Below are 17,926 nucleotides of genomic sequence, written 5' to 3' on the forward strand. Positions count from 1 at the left end.
ATGCCGCCCCCGAATGGGTTGCAAACGAAACGGTTTCGTCCGGCGCCCCTCTTCAGTCAGAAGCGCTCGGGCACCATCATTTCCTGCGGAACCGGATGGCGCAGGTAGTCCGCATTGCGCACGCGTGCCGGCAGCGCAACCGGCGGCCGCGCCACTTCGTGATAGGGCATCTGCTCCAGCAGGTGGTTGATGCAGTTGAGCCGCGCCTTTTTCTTGTCCACGGCCTGCACGACCCACCACGGCGCTTCGGGGATGTGCGTGCGCTCGAGCATGATTTCCTTGGCCTTGGTGTACTCCTCCCACAGGCGCCGGCTTTCCAGGTCCATGGGGCTGAGCTTCCATTGCTTGAGCGGATCGTGGATGCGGCCGAGAAAGCGCATGTGCTGCTCGTCGTCGGTGATGGAGAACCAGTACTTGATGAGCCGTATGCCCGAGCGCACCAGCATGCGCTCGAACTCCGGCACGCTGCGAAAGAACTCCTCGTATTCATCGTCGGTGCAAAAGCCCATGACGCGCTCGACGCCCGCGCGGTTGTACCAGCTGCGATCGAAGAGCACCATTTCGCCGGCCGCCGGCAGGTGCGCGACGTAGCGCTGGAAGTACCACTGCGTTCGTTCGCGGTCGTTGGGCGCAGGCAGCGCCGCAACACGCGCGACACGCGGGTTGAGCCGCTGCGTGATGCGCTTGATGACACCACCCTTGCCGGCCGCATCGCGCCCCTCGAAGAGGATGACGACGCGCTGGCCGGTGTGCTGCACCCAGTCCTGCAGCTTGACCAGTTCGCCTTGCAGGCGGAACAGTTCCTTGAAGTAGACGCGACGCGCCTCCTTGTCGATGTCGCGCGGCATGCCGCCTTCGTCGATCTCGCGGTCGTCCAGCTCGAGTTCGATCTCTTCGTCGAAGCTGTCGACCACGTCGCGTGCGATGCGCTGCATCAGGTCGTCGTGTTCGTTGGTGAGGTCTGGGAGTGTCATGGTCGTAGGCGATGAAAACACTGATGATGTGTCGGGAGCGTGACGAGTGGGTGACAAAGTGCTGCGGGCGGGGAGGCGCCGGTGGGCGGTATGCCTGTGGTCGGCTGACGCCTGCGGTCCTTCGGACTTCGCTGCTGCTCCCCAGAAAAGGCGGGGGCCGCAGAACTCACTGCGCTTCGCTCCGTTCAAACAGCTGCGGCCACATCCCACTGCTATCGTTTTGCGAGCGCACCCAACAGTGCCCGAGCCCCTGCAAGCCCGATCGAGAAAGAATAAGATCAAGACGTGACTTCCATCCTCAACGCCGACCTTCACTGCCACTCCGTGGTGTCGGACGGCACGCTCACCCCCGAAGAACTCGCGGCCCGCGCTGCCGCCAATGGCGTGGAACTCTGGGCGCTCACCGACCATGACGAAGTCGGCGGACAGCACCGCGCCGCCGCCGCAGCGCGCGCCAACGGCATCAAGTACCTCACCGGCACCGAGATCTCCGTCACCTTCGCCAACGAGACCGTGCACATCGTCGGCCTCGGCTTCGACCCCGACGACGCCGCCATGACCCAAGGCTTGTACGACACCCGCGGCGGCCGCGGCAAGCGCGCCATGGAGATGTCCGATGGGCTCGCCAAGATCGGCATCCATGGTGCCTACGAAGGCGCGCTCAAGTTCGTCGGCAATCCGGAGTTGATCTCCCGCACCCACTTTGCGCGCTTCCTCGTCGAAGCGGGCCACTGCCGCGACACCAACGAGGTGTTCCGCAAGTTCCTGACCGAAGGCAAGCCCGGCTACGTGCCGCACCGCTGGGCCACCCTCAAGGACGCGGTGCACTGGATCACCGCCGCCAAGGGCCTTGCCGTCATCGCACACCCCGGCCGCTACAAATTCACTGCCAACGAAGAGTACGCACTCTTCCTCGAATTCAAGGCGCACGGCGGACAGGCCATCGAAGTCGTCACCGGCAGCCACAGCACCGCCGAGTTTGCCGAGTACGCCGACAAGGCCCTCGAGTTCGGCTTTGCCGCCTCGCGCGGCAGCGACTTCCACAGCCCCGACGAAAGCCATTGCGACCTGGGCAAGCTTCCGTGGCTGCCCGGCAACCTGCAACCTGTCTGGGAGTTGCTGGAGCATCGCTTCCAGTGAGCGCGCCGCCAACTGTTGCGCCGGGCACCCGCGACCTCGAATCTGAACGCATCCTCGCCGGCATCGGCCTCGCCCTGCTGGCGCTGGCCTGCTTTGCGACGCTCGACACCGCCACCAAGGTTTCCACCGCCGTCGTGCCCATCGTGATGGGCGTGTGGTTCCGCTATTTCTTCCAGGCGGTGGCCACAACGGCCTGGCTGCTGCCACGCCGCGGCGTCGCACTGCTGTACACCGCGCACCCGAAGTACCAGGCGCTGCGTGGCGCCCTGCTGCTCGGCTCCAGCATGTTCGCCTTCCTGAGCCTGCGCTACATGCCGCTGGCCGAGTTCACGTCCATCGTGCTCATCACGCCGCTGGTCATCACCCTGCTGGCGGCCACCACGCTCAAGGAGAGCGTGTCGCCCCTGCGCTGGGCGCTGGTGGCGGGCGGTTTTGTTGGCACGCTCGTCATCTTGCGGCCCGGCGGCGAGGCCTTTACCTGGGCGATGCTGCTCCCGCTCGGGCTGGTGGTCACCAACGCGTGGTTCCAGGTGCTCACCAGCAAGCTCGCGCGCACCGAAGATCCGCTCACCATGCACTTCTACACGGGCTGGGTCGGCACGCTCATCGCGTCGCTGGCGCTGCCTTTCGGCTGGACCGCCCTGCCCTCGTGGCACTGGTGGGCGCTGCTGTGCCTGATGGGCTTCATGGGCACCATCGGGCACTTCTTTCTCATCCTGGCTTACCAGCGCACGGCCGCGTCCACGCTCACGCCCTACCTCTACACCCAGATTGCCTTTGCCATGTTCGGCGGCTGGCTCGTGTTTTCGAACATTCCGGATTTTGTTTCGCTCGTGGGCATGGGCATGATCGCCGTGTGCGGCGCGGCGGGCGCGTGGCTCACGGTGCGGGAACGCCGCGTGCCCATCGAGCCCACGGAATCGTAGACTGCAGCAAAAGCACCCTGAACCCAACATGGCCCAGTACTTCGAAGTCCACCCCGACAATCCGCAACCCCGCCTCCTCAAGCAGGCCGCGGCGCTGCTGGCGCGCGGCGAAGTGATTGCCGTGCCCACCGATTCGAGCTATGCGCTGGCCTGCCACCTGGACGACAAGGACGCCATCGACCAGTTGCGCCGCATCCGCCAGGTCGACGACAAGCACCACCTCACCCTGCTGTGCCGCGACCTGAGCGAGTTGGCCAACTACGCGCGCGTCGACAACAAGCAATACCGGCTGCTGAAGGCGGCCACGCCCGGGCCGTACACCTTCCTGCTCGAGGCGACCAAGGAAGTGCCGCGCCGCGTGAGCCACCCGCAGCGCAAGACCATCGGCCTGCGCGTGCCCGACCACAAGGTGCTCAGTGAGCTGCTGATGCTGCACGGCGAAGCGCTGCTGGCCACCACGCTCATTCCGCCCGGCGAGACCGAGGCGCTCAACGACGCGCAATCGATTCGCGAGCGCTTCGAGAAGCAGATCGGCGGCGTGATCGACGCCGGCGCCTGCCCGTCCCAACCTACCACGGTGGTCGACCTCACGCCCATGGGCATCGGCAACGACCCGATCGTCGTGCGGCAAGGCCGCGGCTCGCTGGCCGCCTTGGGGCTCTAAGGTCTCCTTAAGCCGGGCCTTTCGGGCGCTCTGAGACAATTGACGGGTGGACATCAATAACCTCATCCAAACCATCCTGATCTATGCCATTCCGGTGATCTTCGCGATCACCGTGCACGAGGCAGCGCATGGCTATGCAGCCCGCTATTTCGGCGACAACACCGCATGGATGATGGGTCGGGTCACGCTCAATCCGGTCAAGCACATCGATCCGATGGGCACGATCCTGATGCCGCTGCTGCTCTATTTCGCGACCTCGGGCGCGTTCCTCTTCGGCTACGCCAAGCCGGTGCCGGTGAATTTCGGGCAACTGCGCCATCCCAAGCGCGACATGGTCTGGGTGGCGCTGGCCGGGCCCGCTTCGAATTTCGTGCAGGCGGTGTTGTGGGCCTTGCTGCTGGTCGCGCTGGTCGCCGCTGGCGTGCGGGAGCCCTTCTTCGTCAAGATGTGCCAAGGCGGCGTGCTGGTGAACCTGGTGATGTGCGCCTTCAACCTCTTTCCGCTGCCTCCGCTGGATGGCGGCCGCGTGCTGGCGGGCCTGTTGCCCCGCGGCGGTGCCCAGCAATTGCTCGCGCGCATCGAGCCCTTCGGATTCTTCATCGTGATGGGCCTGGTGATTGCCGGCGTCGTGGGCAAGTGGTGGCTGCAGCCGCTCATGGGCGTCGGCTACGACGTCATCAATTTCCTGCTGATTCCCTTTGCAGCGCTCCTGCGCTGACCTGCCGAAGAAACCGCAAGTCCAACATGGCCTCGACTCCCTCCATCACCCGTTACCTCACCGGCATCACCACGACGGGGACGCCGCACCTGGGCAACTACGTCGGCTCGGTGCGCCCCTCGGTGCACTTCAGCCGCCACGACAATGTCCAGAGCTTCTACTTCCTGGCGGACTACCACGCACTCATCAAGTGCGACGAGCCGTCGCGCATCCAGCGCTCCACGCTGGAGATCGCCGCCACCTGGCTGGCCTGCGGACTCGATCCGGAGCGCGTTACTTTCTATCGCCAGTCCGACATTCCGGAAATTCCCGAACTCACCTGGCTGCTGACCTGCGTGAGCGCCAAGGGCATGCTCAACCGCGCGCACGCCTACAAGGCGGCGGTCGACAAGAACGTTGCCAGGGGCGAAGACCCGGATGGCGACGTGAGCGCGGGCCTGTTCATGTACCCGGTGCTCATGGCCGCGGACATCCTGATGTTCAACGCCCACAAGGTGCCGGTCGGCCGCGACCAGGTGCAACACCTGGAAATGACGCGCGACATCGCGCAGCGCTTCAACCACCTGTATGGCGAGCACTTCACGCTGCCCGAGGTGGTGATCGACGACGCCGTCGCCCTGCTCCCCGGCCTGGACGGCCGCAAGATGAGCAAAAGCTACGACAACACGATTCCGCTCTTCACGCCGCGCAAGCAGCTGCAAAAGCTCATTGCCGGCATCGTGACCGACTCGCGCGCGCCGGGCGAGCCCAAGGACACGGAAGGCTCCGCGCTGTTCCAGATCTACCAGGCCTTTGCCTCGGAAAACGAGACGCAGGCGATGCGCAAGGCCTTTGCCGACGGCATCGGCTGGAGCGACGCCAAGCAACTGCTGTTCGAGCGCATCGACCAGGAAATCGGCCCGCTGCGCGAACGCTACGAAGCCTTGATGGCCGATCCCTCGCAAATCGAGCGCACCCTGCAGGCCGGCGCCGGGAAGGCCCGGGCGATCTCAAAGCCCTTTACCACGGGCCTGAGGCACGCCGTGGGCCTTCGAAGCCTCGCGGCGACCGCCGTAAACCCCTCCGCAAAGGCTGCCAAAGTCGCCAAGGTGACCAAAACTGGTTTCAAACAGTATCGGGAAAAGGACGGGCTTTTCTACTTCAAGCTCCAGAATGAACAAGGAAGTACGCTTTTACAGAGCCGCGGCTTCCAATCCCCGCAAGAAGCAGGCCGCGTAATTGGCGCGTTGCAACAACTTCCGCACGAATCTTTGATATCTTTCGCGGCGCAGCTCGAACCCATCGACAATGAGGGTGCGCGCGCAGCGACACAAGCGCTTGAGGCGCTCGCCAGGTCAACAGGCGAAAGTTAGGGGAGAAGGAAAGCGCTCCGGGCCATACAACAAAGAACGGTCCCACCGAACCCGGAATGCGCGAATTGAATTTGAAGCATGAGCATTTACGTCATCGACGATCATCCCCTGATGCGTGACGCTATCGTGATGGTTTTGCGCCGTCTGCGTCCCGCCGAGAACATCGTCGAACTGGAACGTCTCGACCGCCTCGCGGCAGCCGTGCGGCAGCACGGCACGCCCGAGCTCTTTTGCCTCGATCTCAAGCTTCCGGACACGACCGGCGTGTCCGGCGTGCTGGCCGTGAAGCACACCTATCCCGACATTCCGGTGGCGGTGTATTCGGCCTCGCCCGCAGCGGACATGGAAGAAGCCTGCATCGAAGCCGGCGCGGACATCTACATCGAAAAATCTGCCGGCTCCGGCGAACTCGCTGCCGCCCTGCGCGGACTGCTGCAGGCCGACGACGAGCGTGAAGACGCCGCACCCGCGAACAACAGCAAGCTCTCCAAGCGCCAGACGCAACTGATCGCCATGCTCGACAAGGGCATGAGCAATCGCGAAATCGCCACGCAGCTGGAAATCAGCGAACACACGGTGAAGGTGCACCTGTGGCGCCTGTTCCGCCGCCTGGGCGTCAAGAGCCGCACGCAAGCGCTGCACCACGCACGCAACCACGGCTTGCTCTCAACTTCTAGCTGATCTGAAGGGGACGCGGCCTCCAGCTGCCCCTGCCGCGCCGCCATTCGCCCAAAGCTCGAAGCGCTCCCGCGCGTCCAATCCAAGCCCCACACCGCGGAACCGGCTTCGCCGGGCCGCAGGTGAGGTCCCCTCCTCGGGAGGTGGCGAATTACACGAAGCGAAGCGGAGTGAAAAGCCGGGAGGCTTGTTAACCCACCGCGCCTGAGATGCGGGATTGTGCTTGCGCTTCGTCGGCGTCGTGCAGTGCGACGCGGAAGACGCTGCCTCGGCCCAGTCTGGAGCGGACGCTGACGGGATGCCCCAAGGCGTGCGACAGCCGTGCCACGATGGCCAGGCCCAAGCCGAAGCCGTCGGAGGTGCCGGCGTGGTCGGCCACCTTGTAGAACTCAAGGAACACATCGCGCAGATGCTCTCGCGCGATGCCGATGCCTGTGTCCCACACTTCCACGCGCAGGCCGTCTCGGGTGTGGCGCGAGGCGATCAGCACGCCGCCTTCCGCGGTGTACTTGATGGCGTTGGCGATCAGGTTGCCGATCATGCGGCGCACGCGAATCGGGTCGGTGAGCACCGTGCCGGCCGTGGCGTGCACGCGGAAGGTCAGGCCCTTGGCTTCAGCCACGGGACGGTACTGCAGCTCGAGGTCATGCAACAGTTGCTTGACGTCGACGCGCGCGATGTGCAGCCGCACCTGGCCTGAGTCGATGCGCGCCAGGTCGAAGAGCGAATCGAAAAGCGCGTTGACCGCATGCGTGGCGCGAACGATCTTGGGCGCAATCTCCTGCACCAGTTCGGGCTCGTTGCGCAGCCAGTCGGCATAGAGCGACAAGGCCAGCACGGGTTGGCGCATGTCGTGCGCCGCGCTGGCCAGAAAGCGGTTCTTCATCGCCACCGCGGCCACCGCGGCCTGCCGCTGCTGCGTCAGCGAGTTGATCAGGATGTGGTTGTGATAGAGCAGCTCGAAACTGTTGCGTGCCGTCTCGTGAATGCGGCGGCCGGCGCGCAGCAGCATCCACCAGTGCAACAGCGGCAGCGCCAGGAACCCGTAGTTGAAGTTCGCCTTCGCAAAATCGAGCTGCAGGATGCGATAGAACAAGGCGCACATCATCGAGATGAAGAGCGCATTGATGTAGCGGTTGAGCAGCGGCGGATGCAACGACAGGCTGTTGAGCGGAAAGGTCGCCACGCCCGCCACGATGAGCCAGCACATGAACTGGTTCACCAGCGGCGCACGCTCGAAGAAGATCAGGATCGACAAACCCCACACCAACCCGCTCGCGCTCCAGAGGTGGTGAAAGCGCTCCATGAAGCGCTGCTGCGAAGCGGAGTCGCGCGCCGCGTACTGGGTGGCGTAAACACGCTCGCCCCACACCCGGCACGCGGTCACCACCACGCCAAAGCCGAGCCAGGCGAGCAGCTGCCAGTTGGGCACGTGTCCCCAGCACAGCGCGGCCATGGTCGGCATCATGAAGGCGGACAGCAGGTACGAGCCGCGGGCTGCGCGCATCAGGCTGCGGATGAGTTCCCCGCGCACCCACGGTTCTGCCTCGTCCGCCGTCGCGGGCGCCGGCGTGAGGCTGGCGAAGGACGAATTGCCGAGCCCGGCGAAGGCTGAATTGCCCCTCACGTCAACCGCCGCGCGAACCGTCGGCCGTGGCCGACGCTTGCGTCTTCTGCTTTGCCTTCCACGCGTCTTCGTCCATTACCAGGCGAAAGCCCAGGTGCGACATGCTGGTGTAGGGATCGGTGCCACGGCGGGCGCTGGGTCGATAGCTCAAGCAATAGTCCTCGTTGCACAAAAAGGAGCCGCCGCGCGTCACGCGCTTGGGTGCATTGACCGGCACGCCGGGCTCCGTGGGGTCGAAACTGTCGTTGGGGCCGCGCGGGTTGTCCAGGCCCTTGCCGGCCGAGGCTTCGCGCCGGAACTGGTCCGCGCGATACCAGTCGGCCACCCATTGCCAGGCGTTGCCCGTCATGTCGTAAAGGCCGTAGCCGTTGGCCGGAAAGGTGCCTGCGGCACTGGTGCCCACCGCACCGCCCGCCTTGGCGTTGACGACCGGAAATTGACGCGGTTGTTGCCCTTGCCACACGTTGGCCATCTGCTGCCCCTTGACCGGCGCGAAATCTTCGCCCCAGACGTAGGTGGCTTGCTCCAGTCCACCGCGCGCGGCGAACTCCCATTCGGCCTCGGTCGGCAGGCGCTTGCCGGCCCATTTGGCGTAGGCCAGCGCGTCTTCGTAACTCACCTGCACGACCGGGTGCGCGTCCTTGCCGTCGATGTTGCTGCCCGGGCCTTGCGGATGCTTCCAGTCGGCGCCCGGCACGTAGCGCCACCAGCGGGAAAAGTCGCTGTAGTCGACCACCGCAGGCGTGCCCACGAAGACCATGGCACCGGCCACCATCGAGCCTTCAGGCGGCTTGGGCGTGCCGGGCGCCACCTGCACCTTGACGGTTTCCCAGTCGGGCGGAAGCTCGGCCGTCGTGCGATAGCCGGTCGCGTCGACAAAGCGGCGGAACTCGGCGTTTGTGACGTGATGGCGATCCATCCAGAAGCCATGCACCTGCGCCTTGTGCGCGGGCTTTTCGTTGGCCTGCGCGTTCTTGCTGTCGCTGCCCATGAGGAACTCGCCGCCGGGCACCCACGCCATGTCCGCAGGCCCCTTCTTGCCGTCGCCAAGCACGACCTGCGGCCCCTTGGGCGCGCTCTTTCCGGTGAGCAGCATGACGCCGCCATAGCCTGCCGCAGCGCAGGCTATGACGGCCGCGCCGATCAGCCACTCGCGCCGGCGCGAAGGCGCCTTGACGGCAACCGCGGGCGCGGCAACGGCTCGCGGCGCAACGGATTTCGAGGATTGCGGTTTTCGGTTGCCACGGCTCATGCGCGAACTGTAGCAAGAGACTCGCGCCAACGCCGTGCCGTCGCCGCAACGGCAAAGACCCCAACACAAGCAGCATTGCCTCTTGACACGCGCCTCCGGCTCGCTAGATACTGAACCAAATGGTTAAGTCTTCACACGCCGACCTCGATCTTGTCTTTGCCGCCTTGTCCGACAGCACGCGGCGCGACGTGCTGCTCGCGCTCGGCCAGGGCAGCCAGAGCGTGACCGAACTTGCCCAGCCCTACGGCATGTCCCTGACCGGGTTCATGAAGCATCTGCGCGTGCTCGAAGACGCCGGCCTCATTGCGCGAGAGAAGGAAGGCCGCGTCGTGCGTTGCGAGATTTCCGCGCAGCCCTTGCAGGAGGCCGCCGTGTGGTTGTCCCGCTATGAAAAGTTCTGGACCGAGCGCTTCGATGCACTCGGACGATTCCTCTATCACGACCAGGAGTTGAACCCATGGCCCAAACCGCCGGCACCGCCGCCCGCGCCGACAAACCCGCCCTCCGCCTCCAGCGCCACTTCGAAGTCGCGCCAGAAAAAGTCTGGCACGCGTGGACCGACCCGAAAGCGTTGAGCGTCTGGTTCGGTCCGGGCCACGACAACTCCGTGCTGCGCGCCAGCGTGGACCTGCGCGTGGGCGGGCATTTCAACGTGGCCTTCAACACCAAGGACGGCGGCGAGCATGAAGTCAACGGCGTCTATCGCGAGGTGGTGCCGCAGCGCAAGCTGGTGTTCACGTGGGCCTGGGTCAGTACGCCCGAGCGTGAATCGCTGGTGACGGTGCGCTTCGAACCCACCGCTACCGGCACGCAGATGGATTTCCTGCATGAGCAGTTCCACGACGAGGTCGCGCGCGACGACCACGAAGGCGGATGGACTCCCACCTTCGAAAAACTCGCGCGTTTCGTTCACACATTCTGAAAGGACCGAAATGAGCAACCGGATCGAAGGCCACCGCGTCGTCTCGCGCGCCGAGTGGATCGAAGCCAGCACGCGCCACGTCGCGCTTGAAAAGGAACTCACCCGCCTGCGCGACCGCCTCAGCGAAGAACGGCGCGACCTGCCGTGGGTCAAGCTCGACCAGGCCTACGCCTTCCAGACGCGCGAAGGCACACGAACGTTGGCAGAGCTCTTTGGCGGCAACAGCCAGTTGGTGGTCTACCACTTCATGTTCGCGCCGGGCGACGAAGCGGGCTGCATCGGCTGCTCCTTCGTGCTCGACCACATGCAGGGCGCACTGGTGCACCTGGCGCATCACGACGTGAGTGTGGTCGTGGTGTCGCGTGCGCCGCTCGTTGAAATCGAACGCTATCGCGCGCGCATGGGCTGGAACGTGAAATGGGCGTCCTCCAGCGGCAGCGATTTCAACTACGACTTCAAGGTGTCGTTCACGCCGAAGCAGGTGGCATCAGGCCTCGTGGACTACAACTTCAAGATGCAGGCGCCTTGGGGGCCGGAAGCCTCCGGCGTGAGCGTGTTCTTCAAGGACGAACGCGGGGACGTCTTCCACACCTATTCATCCTTTGGCCGCGGCGGCGAAGGGCTGCTCGGTGCCTACACGCTGCTCGACATGGTGCCCAAGGGCCGTTCAGAGCCCGCCACGGGCGCCAAGATGCAGCATTGGGTCAAGCGCCATGACGAATACGACGGCGGCGCAGCCACCGTCCCGCACGCCTGCTGCAACTGAACAAAAAAGGAATCCCCCATGCAAAAGATCTCTCCCTTCCTGTGGTTCGACAACAATGCCGAGGAAGCCATCGAGTTCTACACGTCGATCTTCAAGAATTCGAAGGTGTCGAACGTGATGCGTTACGGCGATGCGGGCCCCGGCCCCAAGGGCAGCGTGATGGGCGCGAGCGTCGAACTCGAAGGCCAGGAATTCATGGTGCTCAACGGCGGGCCGATGTTCAAGTTCTCGCCAGCCATTTCCTTCTACGTGCATTGCGACACGCAGGACGAAATCGATCACTACTGGGCACGGCTCGGTGAAGGCGGAACCATCCAGCAATGCGGATGGCTGCAAGACAAGTTCGGTGTGAGTTGGCAGATCGTGCCCAACATCCTGAGCAAATACCTTCAGGACAAGGACCCCACCCGGTCAAGCCGCGTGATGCAGGCCATGATGAAGATGGTCAAGCTCGACATCGGCGGCCTGCAAAGGGCTTACGACGGCGTTTGAGCGCGGCAAGGCGCGCACGGCTCACTCAGTGCAGCGAGCAGAAGGGGCGGCCTTCAACGGTCGCCCAGATGCATGCGCGAATCCACGCAACGACGATGCGCGGGTCCTGCGACGAAGGGACTGCCTGCATGGGTATTTGCATGATGCTTCTCCCACCATGTTCAGCGCTCGACGCGCTCGAGAAGCCGCACCACCTCGTAGCCGAGCAGGTGCCAGAAGAACGCTTCGGATTCGTTCGTCGTGTGCAGGCGCGATTCGCGCGGCCCGGTGCATTCGTAGCAAAAGCGCCAGCCGAAGGTTTCGGTGCTGCGAAGGCTGCTGCTGCTGTTCTCGTTCATGGCAATTCTCCTGAGCGGAAGATGCGGAAGATCCTGTAGTTGCAAGATAGGTCTTTCCCATCGCGCGAAGGAGCGGCGGGCCGCCACTGGTGCCGTCAGCGTTCAGTTGCAAAGCTTGTCCGCATTGATGCCGTCTTCACCCATGGGCAATTGCTGACGCGAGGCTGCCGCTCATTGCGGCTGCTGGTGAGCGGGCGGATCGTCTTCGGTGGAGGGCCCCGGCGGATTCACCGGCTGCGGATTCGGGTCGTCCTGCCCCGGAACGGGCTCGGGCGGCGGCTCGTCGCCGCCGGGCTGGACGTGGCGCACGCCCTCGTCCTCAGACAGATTCGGTTTCATCTCTGAGCGCATCGCGGCCTCTGGGGGTGATGGCCAGCACCTGTGCGGCCTTGTGGCTCTGCCCGCCGCCCTCCAGCGGCTCGGCCGGCGGAATCAGGGCGGTGACCAGATCGGCGGCGCGCAGCACGCGCAGGCGGTCGATGTCCGCCGGCGCATAGACCGCCAGCGGCAACTTTTCCTGGGCAATCTGTCGAAGAAACTCCAGCGGCATCCCGTGTCTCCTTGGCTTGTGTGACGAGCGACAGAAATCGTATGAACGCGCCGAGCTTGCACCAACAACGAAAAATACTTTCGTTGAAGGGAAATCGAAAGTCCCGGTTCATTCTTGTCACGTAAGCTTGGCTGCAATGCCCTGTCGGCATGAGGACGGAACTTGCAATCAATCGCCAGAAGAGAACTACCCGACAGCCTCCCCCGCTTGCCTCCCGGCTGGACCTTGACACTGGAACTGGACGCGGGTGACGACGGCGAACTCAACGGGGTCGCGCAGCTTCGGCAAGCGGGTGAGCTGCGCTGCCGCATGGTGCTGACGCGCTACGGAACCGATCGCGCGGCTGCCGTGGCACGCGTGAATGCGCGTGTTGAATACTGGCTGTCCGAGTGGCTCGCCCGGCCGCATACCGGTACAACGGCTTTCGGCGAACTCGAATAAGGCCCGTTGTTCGCCCGCGCGCTCGCGGTGCCGCTATCCCGGCCGATTGGTTGAATGCGGCCGCCGCGTGTCGAGGTCGATGAGGGAGCCGGGAATCGTCAGGAGCCGCAAGCTTTCCGCCGAACTGAACTTCTGGTTCGTGGCGAAGAAGCGCATCTTGCAGTCGCCGATCATGATCTCGTCGCCATGCTTGAGCACATGGCTCATGTCGATCCTGGTGCCGTTGACGTAGATGCCGTTCTGGCTTTCAAGATCCTTGACGATGAAGCCCTCGCCTTGCGTCACGATGGCCGCGTGGCGCCGGCTCACACGCGACTGGTTGACCACGATATCGTTTTCCAGCGCCCGCCCGATCGTGGTTTCCGCGCCCTTCAATTCCACCTGCTTGACCTTGTTGGGTTCGGAGAAAAGGATCAGCTTGGACATGGTGCTTGGAGGTCGGCGAGGATGTAACAGGCAGGATCCGTGACGCGGTTGGCCCTGTCAATCCCTATTTGTGCCCAAAGAAAAGCCCCCGAGCATTTCTGCTGGGGGGCTTTCAACTGGAGGAGCGGGAGGGATTCGAACCCTCGGTACGTTCGCACGTACGCCTGATTTCGAGTCAGGTACATTCGACCACTCTGCCACCGCTCCGGTATGTGTCGAGCCTGCGATTCTAGCAGACACGCGACACGATTTTTAACCGCGCAGCACTTCCGTGCCGCCGAGGTACGGTCGCAAAGCGGCCGGTACCCGGATCGAGCCGTCTTCCTGCTGGTGGTTTTCGAGCACCGCGACCAGCGTGCGACCCACGGCCAAGCCCGAGCCGTTGAGCGTGTGGACCAGTTCGTTCTTGCCCTGCGCGTTCTTGAAACGCGCCTGCAGGCGACGTGCCTGGAAGGCTTCGCAGTTGGACACGGAGCTGATCTCGCGGTAGGTATCCTGCGCGGGCAGCCACACTTCCAGATCGTAAGTCTTGGTCGAGCCGAAACCCATGTCGCCACTGCACAGCAGAACCACGCGGTAGGGCAACTCCAGCGCCTGCAGCACGGCCTCGGCGTGGCCGGTCATTTCCTCGAGTGCTTCGTAGCTCTTGGCGGGGTGCGTGATTTGCACCATCTCGACCTTGTCGAACTGGTGCTGGCGGATCATGCCGCGCGTGTCGCGGCCGGCGCTGCCCGCTTCGGAACGGAAGCACGGCGAATGCGCCGTGAGCCTGATCGGCAGGCTGGACTCGGCCACGACTTCATCGCGAACGAAATTGGTCAGCGGCACTTCGGCCGTCGGGATGAGGTAGAGCGCGGAATGGTCGGGCATGGCCTCGCCTTCCTGCCCGCCTTTCTTCGCGGCGAAGAGGTCGCCTTCGAACTTGGGCAACTGGCCGGTCCCGCGCAAGGTGTCACCGTTGACGATGTAGGGCACATAGCACTCGGTGTAGCCATGCTTTTCGGTCTGCATGTCGAGCATGAACTGCGCGAGCGCGCGGTGCAGGCGCGCGATCTGGCCCTTCATGACCGTGAAGCGCGAGCCTGCCAGCTTGACGCCGGTTTCGAAGTCCAGGCCCAGCGGCATGCCCAGGTCGACGTGGTCGCGAGCCGTGAAGCCCAAGGGTGCTGCGTTGCCGCCCGCGCCGCCTTGCGGGCTCCAGCGGCGGATCTCGAGGTTGGCGCTCTCGTCTTCACCCAAGGGCACGCTTTCATGCGGCAGGTTCGGTACGGCGAGCAACAGCGCCTGCAGTTCGGGCTGGATCGCTTCCAGGCGCGTGGCCGAGGCTTCCATCTCGGCCTTGAGCGCATTGACTTCGGCCATGAGCGCATCGACCGATTCGCCCTTGGCTTTCAGTGGCCCGATCTGCTTGTTCAGTACGTTGCGTTTGGCCTGGATTTCCTCCGTGCGTGTCTGCAGCAACTTGCGCTCCGATTCGAGCGCGGTGAACGCGCTGACGTCGAGGTAGGGCTGGGGGGTTTTTCGCTTTTCCAGACCCGCCACGGCGGCGGCCAGATCTTTGCGTAACAGAGTGATATCAAGCATGCGTCCGATTTTAGGGTGGCGCCACGCGCGCTACGATGATTGTGTTCACCAACCATAGAGGACTGCAATGCAAGCCTATCTTTCATTCAACGGCAATGCGGCGGAAGCGCTGGCGTTTTATGCGGACAGCCTGGGCGGCAAAGTCATCTTTTCCATGACCTTCGGCGAGAGCCCGATGGCCGAGCAAACGCCCGCGGAATACAAGGCCAAGATCATGCATGCGACGATGGAAGCGCGAGGCCATCAGATCATGGGCTCCGACTTGCCGCCGGGCATGCCTTTCGAGGGCTACAAGGGCTTTTCGATCTCGGTGCAGGGCAAGGACGCCGACGAAGGCAAGAAGCTCTTTGACGCGCTGTCCGCGGGCGGGAAAGTCACCCTGCCCTATGGGCCGCAGTTCTGGGCCAAGGGCTTTGGGATGCTCGTGGACAAGTTCGGGGTGCCGTGGATGGTTAACTGTGAGCACTGAAGCCCCCCGGCTTTTCACTTCGCTTCGCTTCGTGTAACTCCACCCCCCGAGGGGGAGACCCGGGCTCGCCTTGGGGCGGCCCGGCGGCTGCCCGGTGGCTGGAAATCGCATCCGTCGACTGGGGGGTGTGCTGGTCGCGCTTCCTCTGCGAGCGGCGTGTGGCCGCAGATCGGTCAGCTCAAGCTCGACGGATCGACGTTTGCGCCGCAGATGATGAGGCAGACCTTCTCGCCGTCGCGCGGGGCGTAGGCGCCGGTTTGCAAGGCGGCGAGGGGGAGCGCGGCTGCGGGTTCGACGGCGAGTTTCAGTTCGCGCCAGAGCCATGTTTGCGCGTGGCGGATGGCGTCGTCGGGTAGCAGCAGTGCGTCGCGGACGTGGCGCTGCGTTACGTCCCAGGCGATGCTGCCGATGCGGCGCGCGCCGAGGGAGTCGGCGGCGATGCCGGTGACTTCCACGTCGACGGGTTCGCCGGCCTCGCGTGCGCGGACAAGGGTGGGGGCGCCTTCGGGTTCGAGTGCGACCACGCGGCTGCGCGTCTGAAACCAGGCGGCAAGGCCGCCGATCAAACCGCCGCCGCCGACGCTCACCAGCACCGAATCGGGCAAGCCGCCCTGCTCTTCGATCTCGCGGCCCAGGGTGCCGGCACCGGCCACGACTTCGGGCTGGTCGTAGGCGTGCGTGAGCAGTGCGCCGGTTTCGCGCTGGCGCGCCAGGCACGCGGCGAGCGCATCGGAATACACCTCGCCGCCCACGACGACCTTGGCACCGAGTGCGCGCAGGCGCGCTCGCTTGGCTTCGGGCGACACGACGGGCAGGAAGACTTCGCAGGGCACGCCCAGCGCCGCCGCTGCCGCAGCGGTGGCGATGCCGGCATTGCCGCCCGACGCCACGATCGCGCCGCTGGCCGGAATGTCGTTGGCCAGCAGCCGGTTCATCATGCCGCGCGCCTTGAAGCTCCCGCTGGCCTGCAGATGTTCGAGCTTGAGCCAGATCTCGGCGCCGGGACGATCCACGCCCAGGGCGCTCGCCGGCAGTTTCCACAACGGCGTCGTGCGGACGAAGCCGCAGCCGTGCGCGCGCAGGCGCTGCGCGGCGTCGTCGATCTGCGACGCCCAGTCTGTGCTTGAAACGGTCACGACAGATGTTCCGGAGGAAGGCCGCCGCTCAGCTTCAGGCCCTTGGGCAATGGGAACTTGATGGTCTCCTCGATGCCGTTCATCTTGCGCACCGACACCGCGCCGAAGGAGCGCACGCGCTCGATCACTTCGCGCACCAGCACCTCGGGGGCGGACGCGCCAGCCGTCAGGCCCACGCGGGTCTTGCCCTCGAACCATTGGGGTTGCAGTTCGTCGGCCGAATCGACCATGTAGCTTTCGGTGCCCAGGCGCTGCGCCAGCTCGCGCAGGCGATTGCTGTTGGAACTTGTCGGGCTGCCCACGACGATCACCAGCTCGACCTGCGGGCTGAGGATCTTCACCGCGTCCTGCCGGTTCTGCGTGGCGTAGCAGATGTCCTGCTGCTTGGGTTCGCGCACCAGCGGAAAACGCGCGCGCACGGCGGCGGAAATCTCGGCCGCATCGTCCACCGACAACGTGGTCTGCGTGACCACCGCCAGCTTCGTCGTTTGCGCCAGGTGGAGCTTCTCGACGTCCTCGACGTCTTCGACGAGGTAGATGCCGCTGGAAAGCTGGCCCATCGTGCCCTCGACCTCGGGGTGTCCCTTGTGGCCGATCATGATGAACTCGTAGCCTTCCTTCGCGAGCTTGGCCACTTCGACGTGCACCTTGGTCACGAGCGGACAGGTTGCGTCGAAGATGTCGAAGCCACGCGCCCGGGCCTCGGCCTGCACGGCCTTGCTGACGCCGTGCGCGCTGAACACCAGCGTCGCGCCAGGCGGCACTTCGGCGAGGTCTTCGATGAAGATGGCGCCCTTGGCCTTGAGGTCGTTCACCACATAGGTGTTGTGCACGATCTCGTGGCGCACATAAATCGGCGCGCCGAACTTGACGATGGCGCGCTCGACGATCTCGATGGCCCGGTCGACGCCTGCACAAAAGCCCCGCGGCTCGGCCAGCAGGATTTCACTGCCGCCAGGGTCCGGAGATTCGCTGGCTTCGCCCTGCAACGACGCCGACTGGAAGGATGACGCGCTCATAGCACTCCGATCAGGCGCACTTCGAAGGTCACCGGCTGGCCGGCCAGCGGATGGTTGAAGTCGAAGCGCACGGCCGTGTCGCTCGACTCGACCACGGCGCCGGCGTAGCTGCCCAGGCCGTCGGGCGTGGGGAACTGCACGACGTCGCCGACGGCGTACTTCTCGTCCGGGTCGCCCATTTGCGCGAGCAGCTTGCGTGCGACCCATTGCTGCATCTCGGGATTGCGCTCGCCAAAGGCTTCGCCGGGTGCCATCTCGAAGGTGGTGTGGGTGCCTTCGGCGAGGCCGAGCAAGCGCTGTTCGACCGCTGGCGACAACTCGCCCGTGCCGAGCGACAAGGTGGCGGGCTTGTCGTTGAAAGTATTGATGACGTCGCCCGCAGGGCCTGCCAGGCGGTAGTGCAGCGTGAGGAAGGAGCCGGGCGTGACGACGGCGAGAGTGGGCGCAGACAA

Annotated in this window: 23 protein-coding genes and 1 tRNA gene; 12 read left to right on the top strand and 12 right to left on the bottom strand. The window is 64.7% G+C overall.

Annotated elements, in window-relative coordinates:
- Positions 1 to 56: 56 nt before the first annotated feature.
- Positions 57 to 974, bottom strand: a complete 918-nt coding sequence (gene ppk2, locus QTI66_RS11930) for a polyphosphate kinase 2 (RefSeq protein ID WP_286559719.1) — start codon at positions 972 to 974, stop codon at positions 57 to 59.
- A 285-nt stretch (positions 975 to 1,259) separates the two neighbouring features.
- Between ppk2 and QTI66_RS11935 the strand changes: the two genes are divergently transcribed.
- The 6 genes from QTI66_RS11935 to QTI66_RS11960 all read left to right on the top strand — a co-directional run bounded on the left by QTI66_RS11935 (position 1,260) and on the right by QTI66_RS11960 (position 6,455).
- Entirely contained in the window at positions 1,260 to 2,114 is an 855-nt protein-coding gene (locus tag QTI66_RS11935; protein WP_286559721.1) for a 3',5'-nucleoside bisphosphate phosphatase, read from the top strand.
- Positions 2,111 to 3,040 carry a DMT family transporter gene (locus tag QTI66_RS11940; RefSeq protein ID WP_286559722.1) on the top strand — a complete coding sequence of 310 codons (930 nt, stop codon included), beginning with the start codon at positions 2,111 to 2,113 and terminating at the stop codon, positions 3,038 to 3,040. The genes QTI66_RS11935 and QTI66_RS11940 overlap by 4 nt, the downstream gene beginning before the upstream one ends.
- 28 nt (positions 3,041 to 3,068) lie before the next feature.
- The gene (locus tag QTI66_RS11945) at positions 3,069 to 3,704 is read left to right on the top strand and encodes an L-threonylcarbamoyladenylate synthase (protein WP_286559723.1); all 636 of its coding nucleotides are present in this window, start codon (positions 3,069 to 3,071) and stop codon (positions 3,702 to 3,704) included.
- A gap of 46 nt (positions 3,705 to 3,750) precedes the next feature.
- On the top strand, positions 3,751 to 4,422 hold the full coding sequence (locus tag QTI66_RS11950; RefSeq protein WP_286559724.1) for a site-2 protease family protein: 672 nt from the start codon (positions 3,751 to 3,753) through the stop codon (positions 4,420 to 4,422).
- A 26-nt stretch (positions 4,423 to 4,448) separates the two neighbouring features.
- Positions 4,449 to 5,774: a tryptophan--tRNA ligase gene (locus QTI66_RS11955; RefSeq protein WP_286559725.1), complete on the top strand. Its 1,326-nt coding sequence runs from the start codon at positions 4,449 to 4,451 to the stop codon at positions 5,772 to 5,774.
- A 78-nt stretch (positions 5,775 to 5,852) separates the two neighbouring features.
- Complete coding sequence (locus QTI66_RS11960; RefSeq protein WP_286559726.1) at positions 5,853 to 6,455, top strand: response regulator transcription factor; 603 nt, start codon at positions 5,853 to 5,855, stop codon at positions 6,453 to 6,455.
- A gap of 187 nt (positions 6,456 to 6,642) precedes the next feature.
- Here the strand turns inward: QTI66_RS11960 and shkS are convergent, their stop codons facing one another.
- On the bottom strand, positions 6,643 to 8,079 hold the full coding sequence (gene shkS / locus QTI66_RS11965; RefSeq protein WP_286559727.1) for a surface-behavior sensor histidine kinase ShkS: 1,437 nt from the start codon (positions 8,077 to 8,079) through the stop codon (positions 6,643 to 6,645).
- Position 8,080: 1 nt separating this feature from the next.
- Positions 8,081 to 9,331, bottom strand: coding sequence for a formylglycine-generating enzyme family protein (locus tag QTI66_RS11970; RefSeq protein WP_444814985.1), 1,251 nt, complete (start codon positions 9,329 to 9,331; stop codon positions 8,081 to 8,083).
- Positions 9,332 to 9,450: 119 nt separating this feature from the next.
- Between QTI66_RS11970 and QTI66_RS11975 the strand changes: the two genes are divergently transcribed.
- From QTI66_RS11975 to QTI66_RS11990, 4 genes are read left to right on the top strand one after another with little or no spacing between them, the layout of a single operon-like run.
- Entirely contained in the window at positions 9,451 to 9,906 is a 456-nt protein-coding gene (locus QTI66_RS11975) for an ArsR/SmtB family transcription factor (protein WP_286559728.1), read from the top strand.
- Positions 9,789 to 10,253 (top strand): SRPBCC family protein, encoded by a 465-nt coding sequence (locus QTI66_RS11980; protein ID WP_286559729.1) that lies wholly within the window; start codon positions 9,789 to 9,791, stop codon positions 10,251 to 10,253. Before QTI66_RS11975 ends, QTI66_RS11980 begins: the two co-directional genes overlap by 118 nt.
- 10 nt (positions 10,254 to 10,263) lie before the next feature.
- Entirely contained in the window at positions 10,264 to 11,019 is a 756-nt protein-coding gene (locus QTI66_RS11985; protein ID WP_286559730.1) for a DUF899 domain-containing protein, read from the top strand.
- 18 nt (positions 11,020 to 11,037) lie between these two features.
- Positions 11,038 to 11,511 (top strand): VOC family protein, encoded by a 474-nt coding sequence (locus QTI66_RS11990; protein ID WP_286559731.1) that lies wholly within the window; start codon positions 11,038 to 11,040, stop codon positions 11,509 to 11,511.
- Between the two features lie 161 nt (positions 11,512 to 11,672).
- Here QTI66_RS11990 and QTI66_RS11995 read toward each other — a convergent pair whose 3' ends face one another.
- The 3 genes from QTI66_RS11995 to QTI66_RS12005 all read right to left on the bottom strand — a co-directional run bounded on the left by QTI66_RS11995 (position 11,673) and on the right by QTI66_RS12005 (position 12,399).
- The gene (locus QTI66_RS11995; protein WP_286559732.1) at positions 11,673 to 11,849 is read right to left on the bottom strand and encodes a hypothetical protein; all 177 of its coding nucleotides are present in this window, start codon (positions 11,847 to 11,849) and stop codon (positions 11,673 to 11,675) included.
- 171 nt (positions 11,850 to 12,020) lie between these two features.
- The gene (locus QTI66_RS12000; RefSeq protein WP_286559994.1) at positions 12,021 to 12,188 is read right to left on the bottom strand and encodes a hypothetical protein; all 168 of its coding nucleotides are present in this window, start codon (positions 12,186 to 12,188) and stop codon (positions 12,021 to 12,023) included.
- Complete coding sequence (locus tag QTI66_RS12005) at positions 12,169 to 12,399, bottom strand: hypothetical protein (protein WP_286559733.1); 231 nt, start codon at positions 12,397 to 12,399, stop codon at positions 12,169 to 12,171. Before QTI66_RS12005 ends, QTI66_RS12000 begins: the two co-directional genes overlap by 20 nt.
- Positions 12,400 to 12,624: 225 nt before the next feature.
- Here QTI66_RS12005 and QTI66_RS12010 point away from each other — a divergent pair, with 225 nt between their 5' ends.
- Complete coding sequence (locus QTI66_RS12010) at positions 12,625 to 12,840, top strand: hypothetical protein (protein ID WP_286559734.1); 216 nt, start codon at positions 12,625 to 12,627, stop codon at positions 12,838 to 12,840.
- A 33-nt stretch (positions 12,841 to 12,873) separates the two neighbouring features.
- On the opposite strand, the gene QTI66_RS12015 is transcribed toward QTI66_RS12010, so the two are convergent.
- The 3 genes from QTI66_RS12015 to serS form a co-directional block, all read right to left on the bottom strand.
- The gene (locus tag QTI66_RS12015; protein WP_286559735.1) at positions 12,874 to 13,266 is read right to left on the bottom strand and encodes an FHA domain-containing protein; all 393 of its coding nucleotides are present in this window, start codon (positions 13,264 to 13,266) and stop codon (positions 12,874 to 12,876) included.
- A gap of 117 nt (positions 13,267 to 13,383) precedes the next feature.
- Positions 13,384 to 13,473 (bottom strand) — tRNA-Ser (locus QTI66_RS12020).
- 45 nt (positions 13,474 to 13,518) lie between these two features.
- On the bottom strand, positions 13,519 to 14,850 hold the full coding sequence (gene serS / locus QTI66_RS12025) for a serine--tRNA ligase (RefSeq protein ID WP_286559736.1): 1,332 nt from the start codon (positions 14,848 to 14,850) through the stop codon (positions 13,519 to 13,521).
- A 67-nt stretch (positions 14,851 to 14,917) separates the two neighbouring features.
- Here serS and QTI66_RS12030 point away from each other — a divergent pair, with 67 nt between their 5' ends.
- Entirely contained in the window at positions 14,918 to 15,319 is a 402-nt protein-coding gene (locus QTI66_RS12030; protein WP_286559737.1) for a VOC family protein, read from the top strand.
- Positions 15,320 to 15,492: 173 nt separating this feature from the next.
- Here the strand turns inward: QTI66_RS12030 and QTI66_RS12035 are convergent, their stop codons facing one another.
- From QTI66_RS12035 to QTI66_RS12045, 3 genes are read right to left on the bottom strand one after another with little or no spacing between them, the layout of a single operon-like run.
- Positions 15,493 to 16,455: a threonine/serine dehydratase gene (locus QTI66_RS12035; protein ID WP_286559738.1), complete on the bottom strand. Its 963-nt coding sequence runs from the start codon at positions 16,453 to 16,455 to the stop codon at positions 15,493 to 15,495.
- Positions 16,452 to 17,474 (bottom strand): 4-hydroxy-3-methylbut-2-enyl diphosphate reductase, encoded by a 1,023-nt coding sequence (gene ispH / locus QTI66_RS12040; protein WP_286559739.1) that lies wholly within the window; start codon positions 17,472 to 17,474, stop codon positions 16,452 to 16,454. The genes QTI66_RS12035 and ispH overlap by 4 nt, the downstream gene beginning before the upstream one ends.
- Positions 17,471 to 17,926: an FKBP-type peptidyl-prolyl cis-trans isomerase gene (locus QTI66_RS12045; RefSeq protein ID WP_286559740.1), complete on the bottom strand. Its 456-nt coding sequence runs from the start codon at positions 17,924 to 17,926 to the stop codon at positions 17,471 to 17,473. Before QTI66_RS12045 ends, ispH begins: the two co-directional genes overlap by 4 nt.

The organism is Variovorax brevis (assembly GCF_030317105.1).
In the GTDB taxonomy this organism is placed as follows: Bacteria; Pseudomonadota; Gammaproteobacteria; order Burkholderiales; family Burkholderiaceae_C; genus Variovorax; species Variovorax brevis.

What these genes read in the sequence shown, in the direction of transcription:
- QTI66_RS11985 (WP_286559730.1), top strand. Translation starts at nt 10,264, where the DNA reads ATGAGCAACCGGATCGAAGGCCACCGCGTCGTCTCGCGCGCCGAGTGG.
- QTI66_RS12005 (WP_286559733.1), bottom strand. Translation starts at nt 12,399, where the DNA reads ATGCCGCTGGAGTTTCTTCGACAGATTGCCCAGGAAAAGTTGCCGCTG.
- ispH (WP_286559739.1), bottom strand. Translation starts at nt 17,474, where the DNA reads ATGAGCGCGTCATCCTTCCAGTCGGCGTCGTTGCAGGGCGAAGCCAGC.
- QTI66_RS11970 (WP_444814985.1), bottom strand. Translation starts at nt 9,331, where the DNA reads ATGAGCCGTGGCAACCGAAAACCGCAATCCTCGAAATCCGTTGCGCCG.
- QTI66_RS11955 (WP_286559725.1), top strand. Translation starts at nt 4,449, where the DNA reads ATGGCCTCGACTCCCTCCATCACCCGTTACCTCACCGGCATCACCACG.
- ppk2 (WP_286559719.1), bottom strand. Translation starts at nt 974, where the DNA reads ATGACACTCCCAGACCTCACCAACGAACACGACGACCTGATGCAGCGC.
- QTI66_RS12000 (WP_286559994.1), bottom strand. Translation starts at nt 12,188, where the DNA reads ATGAAACCGAATCTGTCTGAGGACGAGGGCGTGCGCCACGTCCAGCCC.
- serS (WP_286559736.1), bottom strand. Translation starts at nt 14,850, where the DNA reads ATGCTTGATATCACTCTGTTACGCAAAGATCTGGCCGCCGCCGTGGCG.
- QTI66_RS11945 (WP_286559723.1), top strand. Translation starts at nt 3,069, where the DNA reads ATGGCCCAGTACTTCGAAGTCCACCCCGACAATCCGCAACCCCGCCTC.
- QTI66_RS12015 (WP_286559735.1), bottom strand. Translation starts at nt 13,266, where the DNA reads ATGTCCAAGCTGATCCTTTTCTCCGAACCCAACAAGGTCAAGCAGGTG.
- QTI66_RS11990 (WP_286559731.1), top strand. Translation starts at nt 11,038, where the DNA reads ATGCAAAAGATCTCTCCCTTCCTGTGGTTCGACAACAATGCCGAGGAA.
- QTI66_RS11995 (WP_286559732.1), bottom strand. Translation starts at nt 11,849, where the DNA reads ATGAACGAGAACAGCAGCAGCAGCCTTCGCAGCACCGAAACCTTCGGC.
- QTI66_RS11960 (WP_286559726.1), top strand. Translation starts at nt 5,853, where the DNA reads ATGAGCATTTACGTCATCGACGATCATCCCCTGATGCGTGACGCTATC.
- QTI66_RS11980 (WP_286559729.1), top strand. Translation starts at nt 9,789, where the DNA reads ATGGCCCAAACCGCCGGCACCGCCGCCCGCGCCGACAAACCCGCCCTC.
- QTI66_RS11975 (WP_286559728.1), top strand. Translation starts at nt 9,451, where the DNA reads ATGGTTAAGTCTTCACACGCCGACCTCGATCTTGTCTTTGCCGCCTTG.
- QTI66_RS12030 (WP_286559737.1), top strand. Translation starts at nt 14,918, where the DNA reads ATGCAAGCCTATCTTTCATTCAACGGCAATGCGGCGGAAGCGCTGGCG.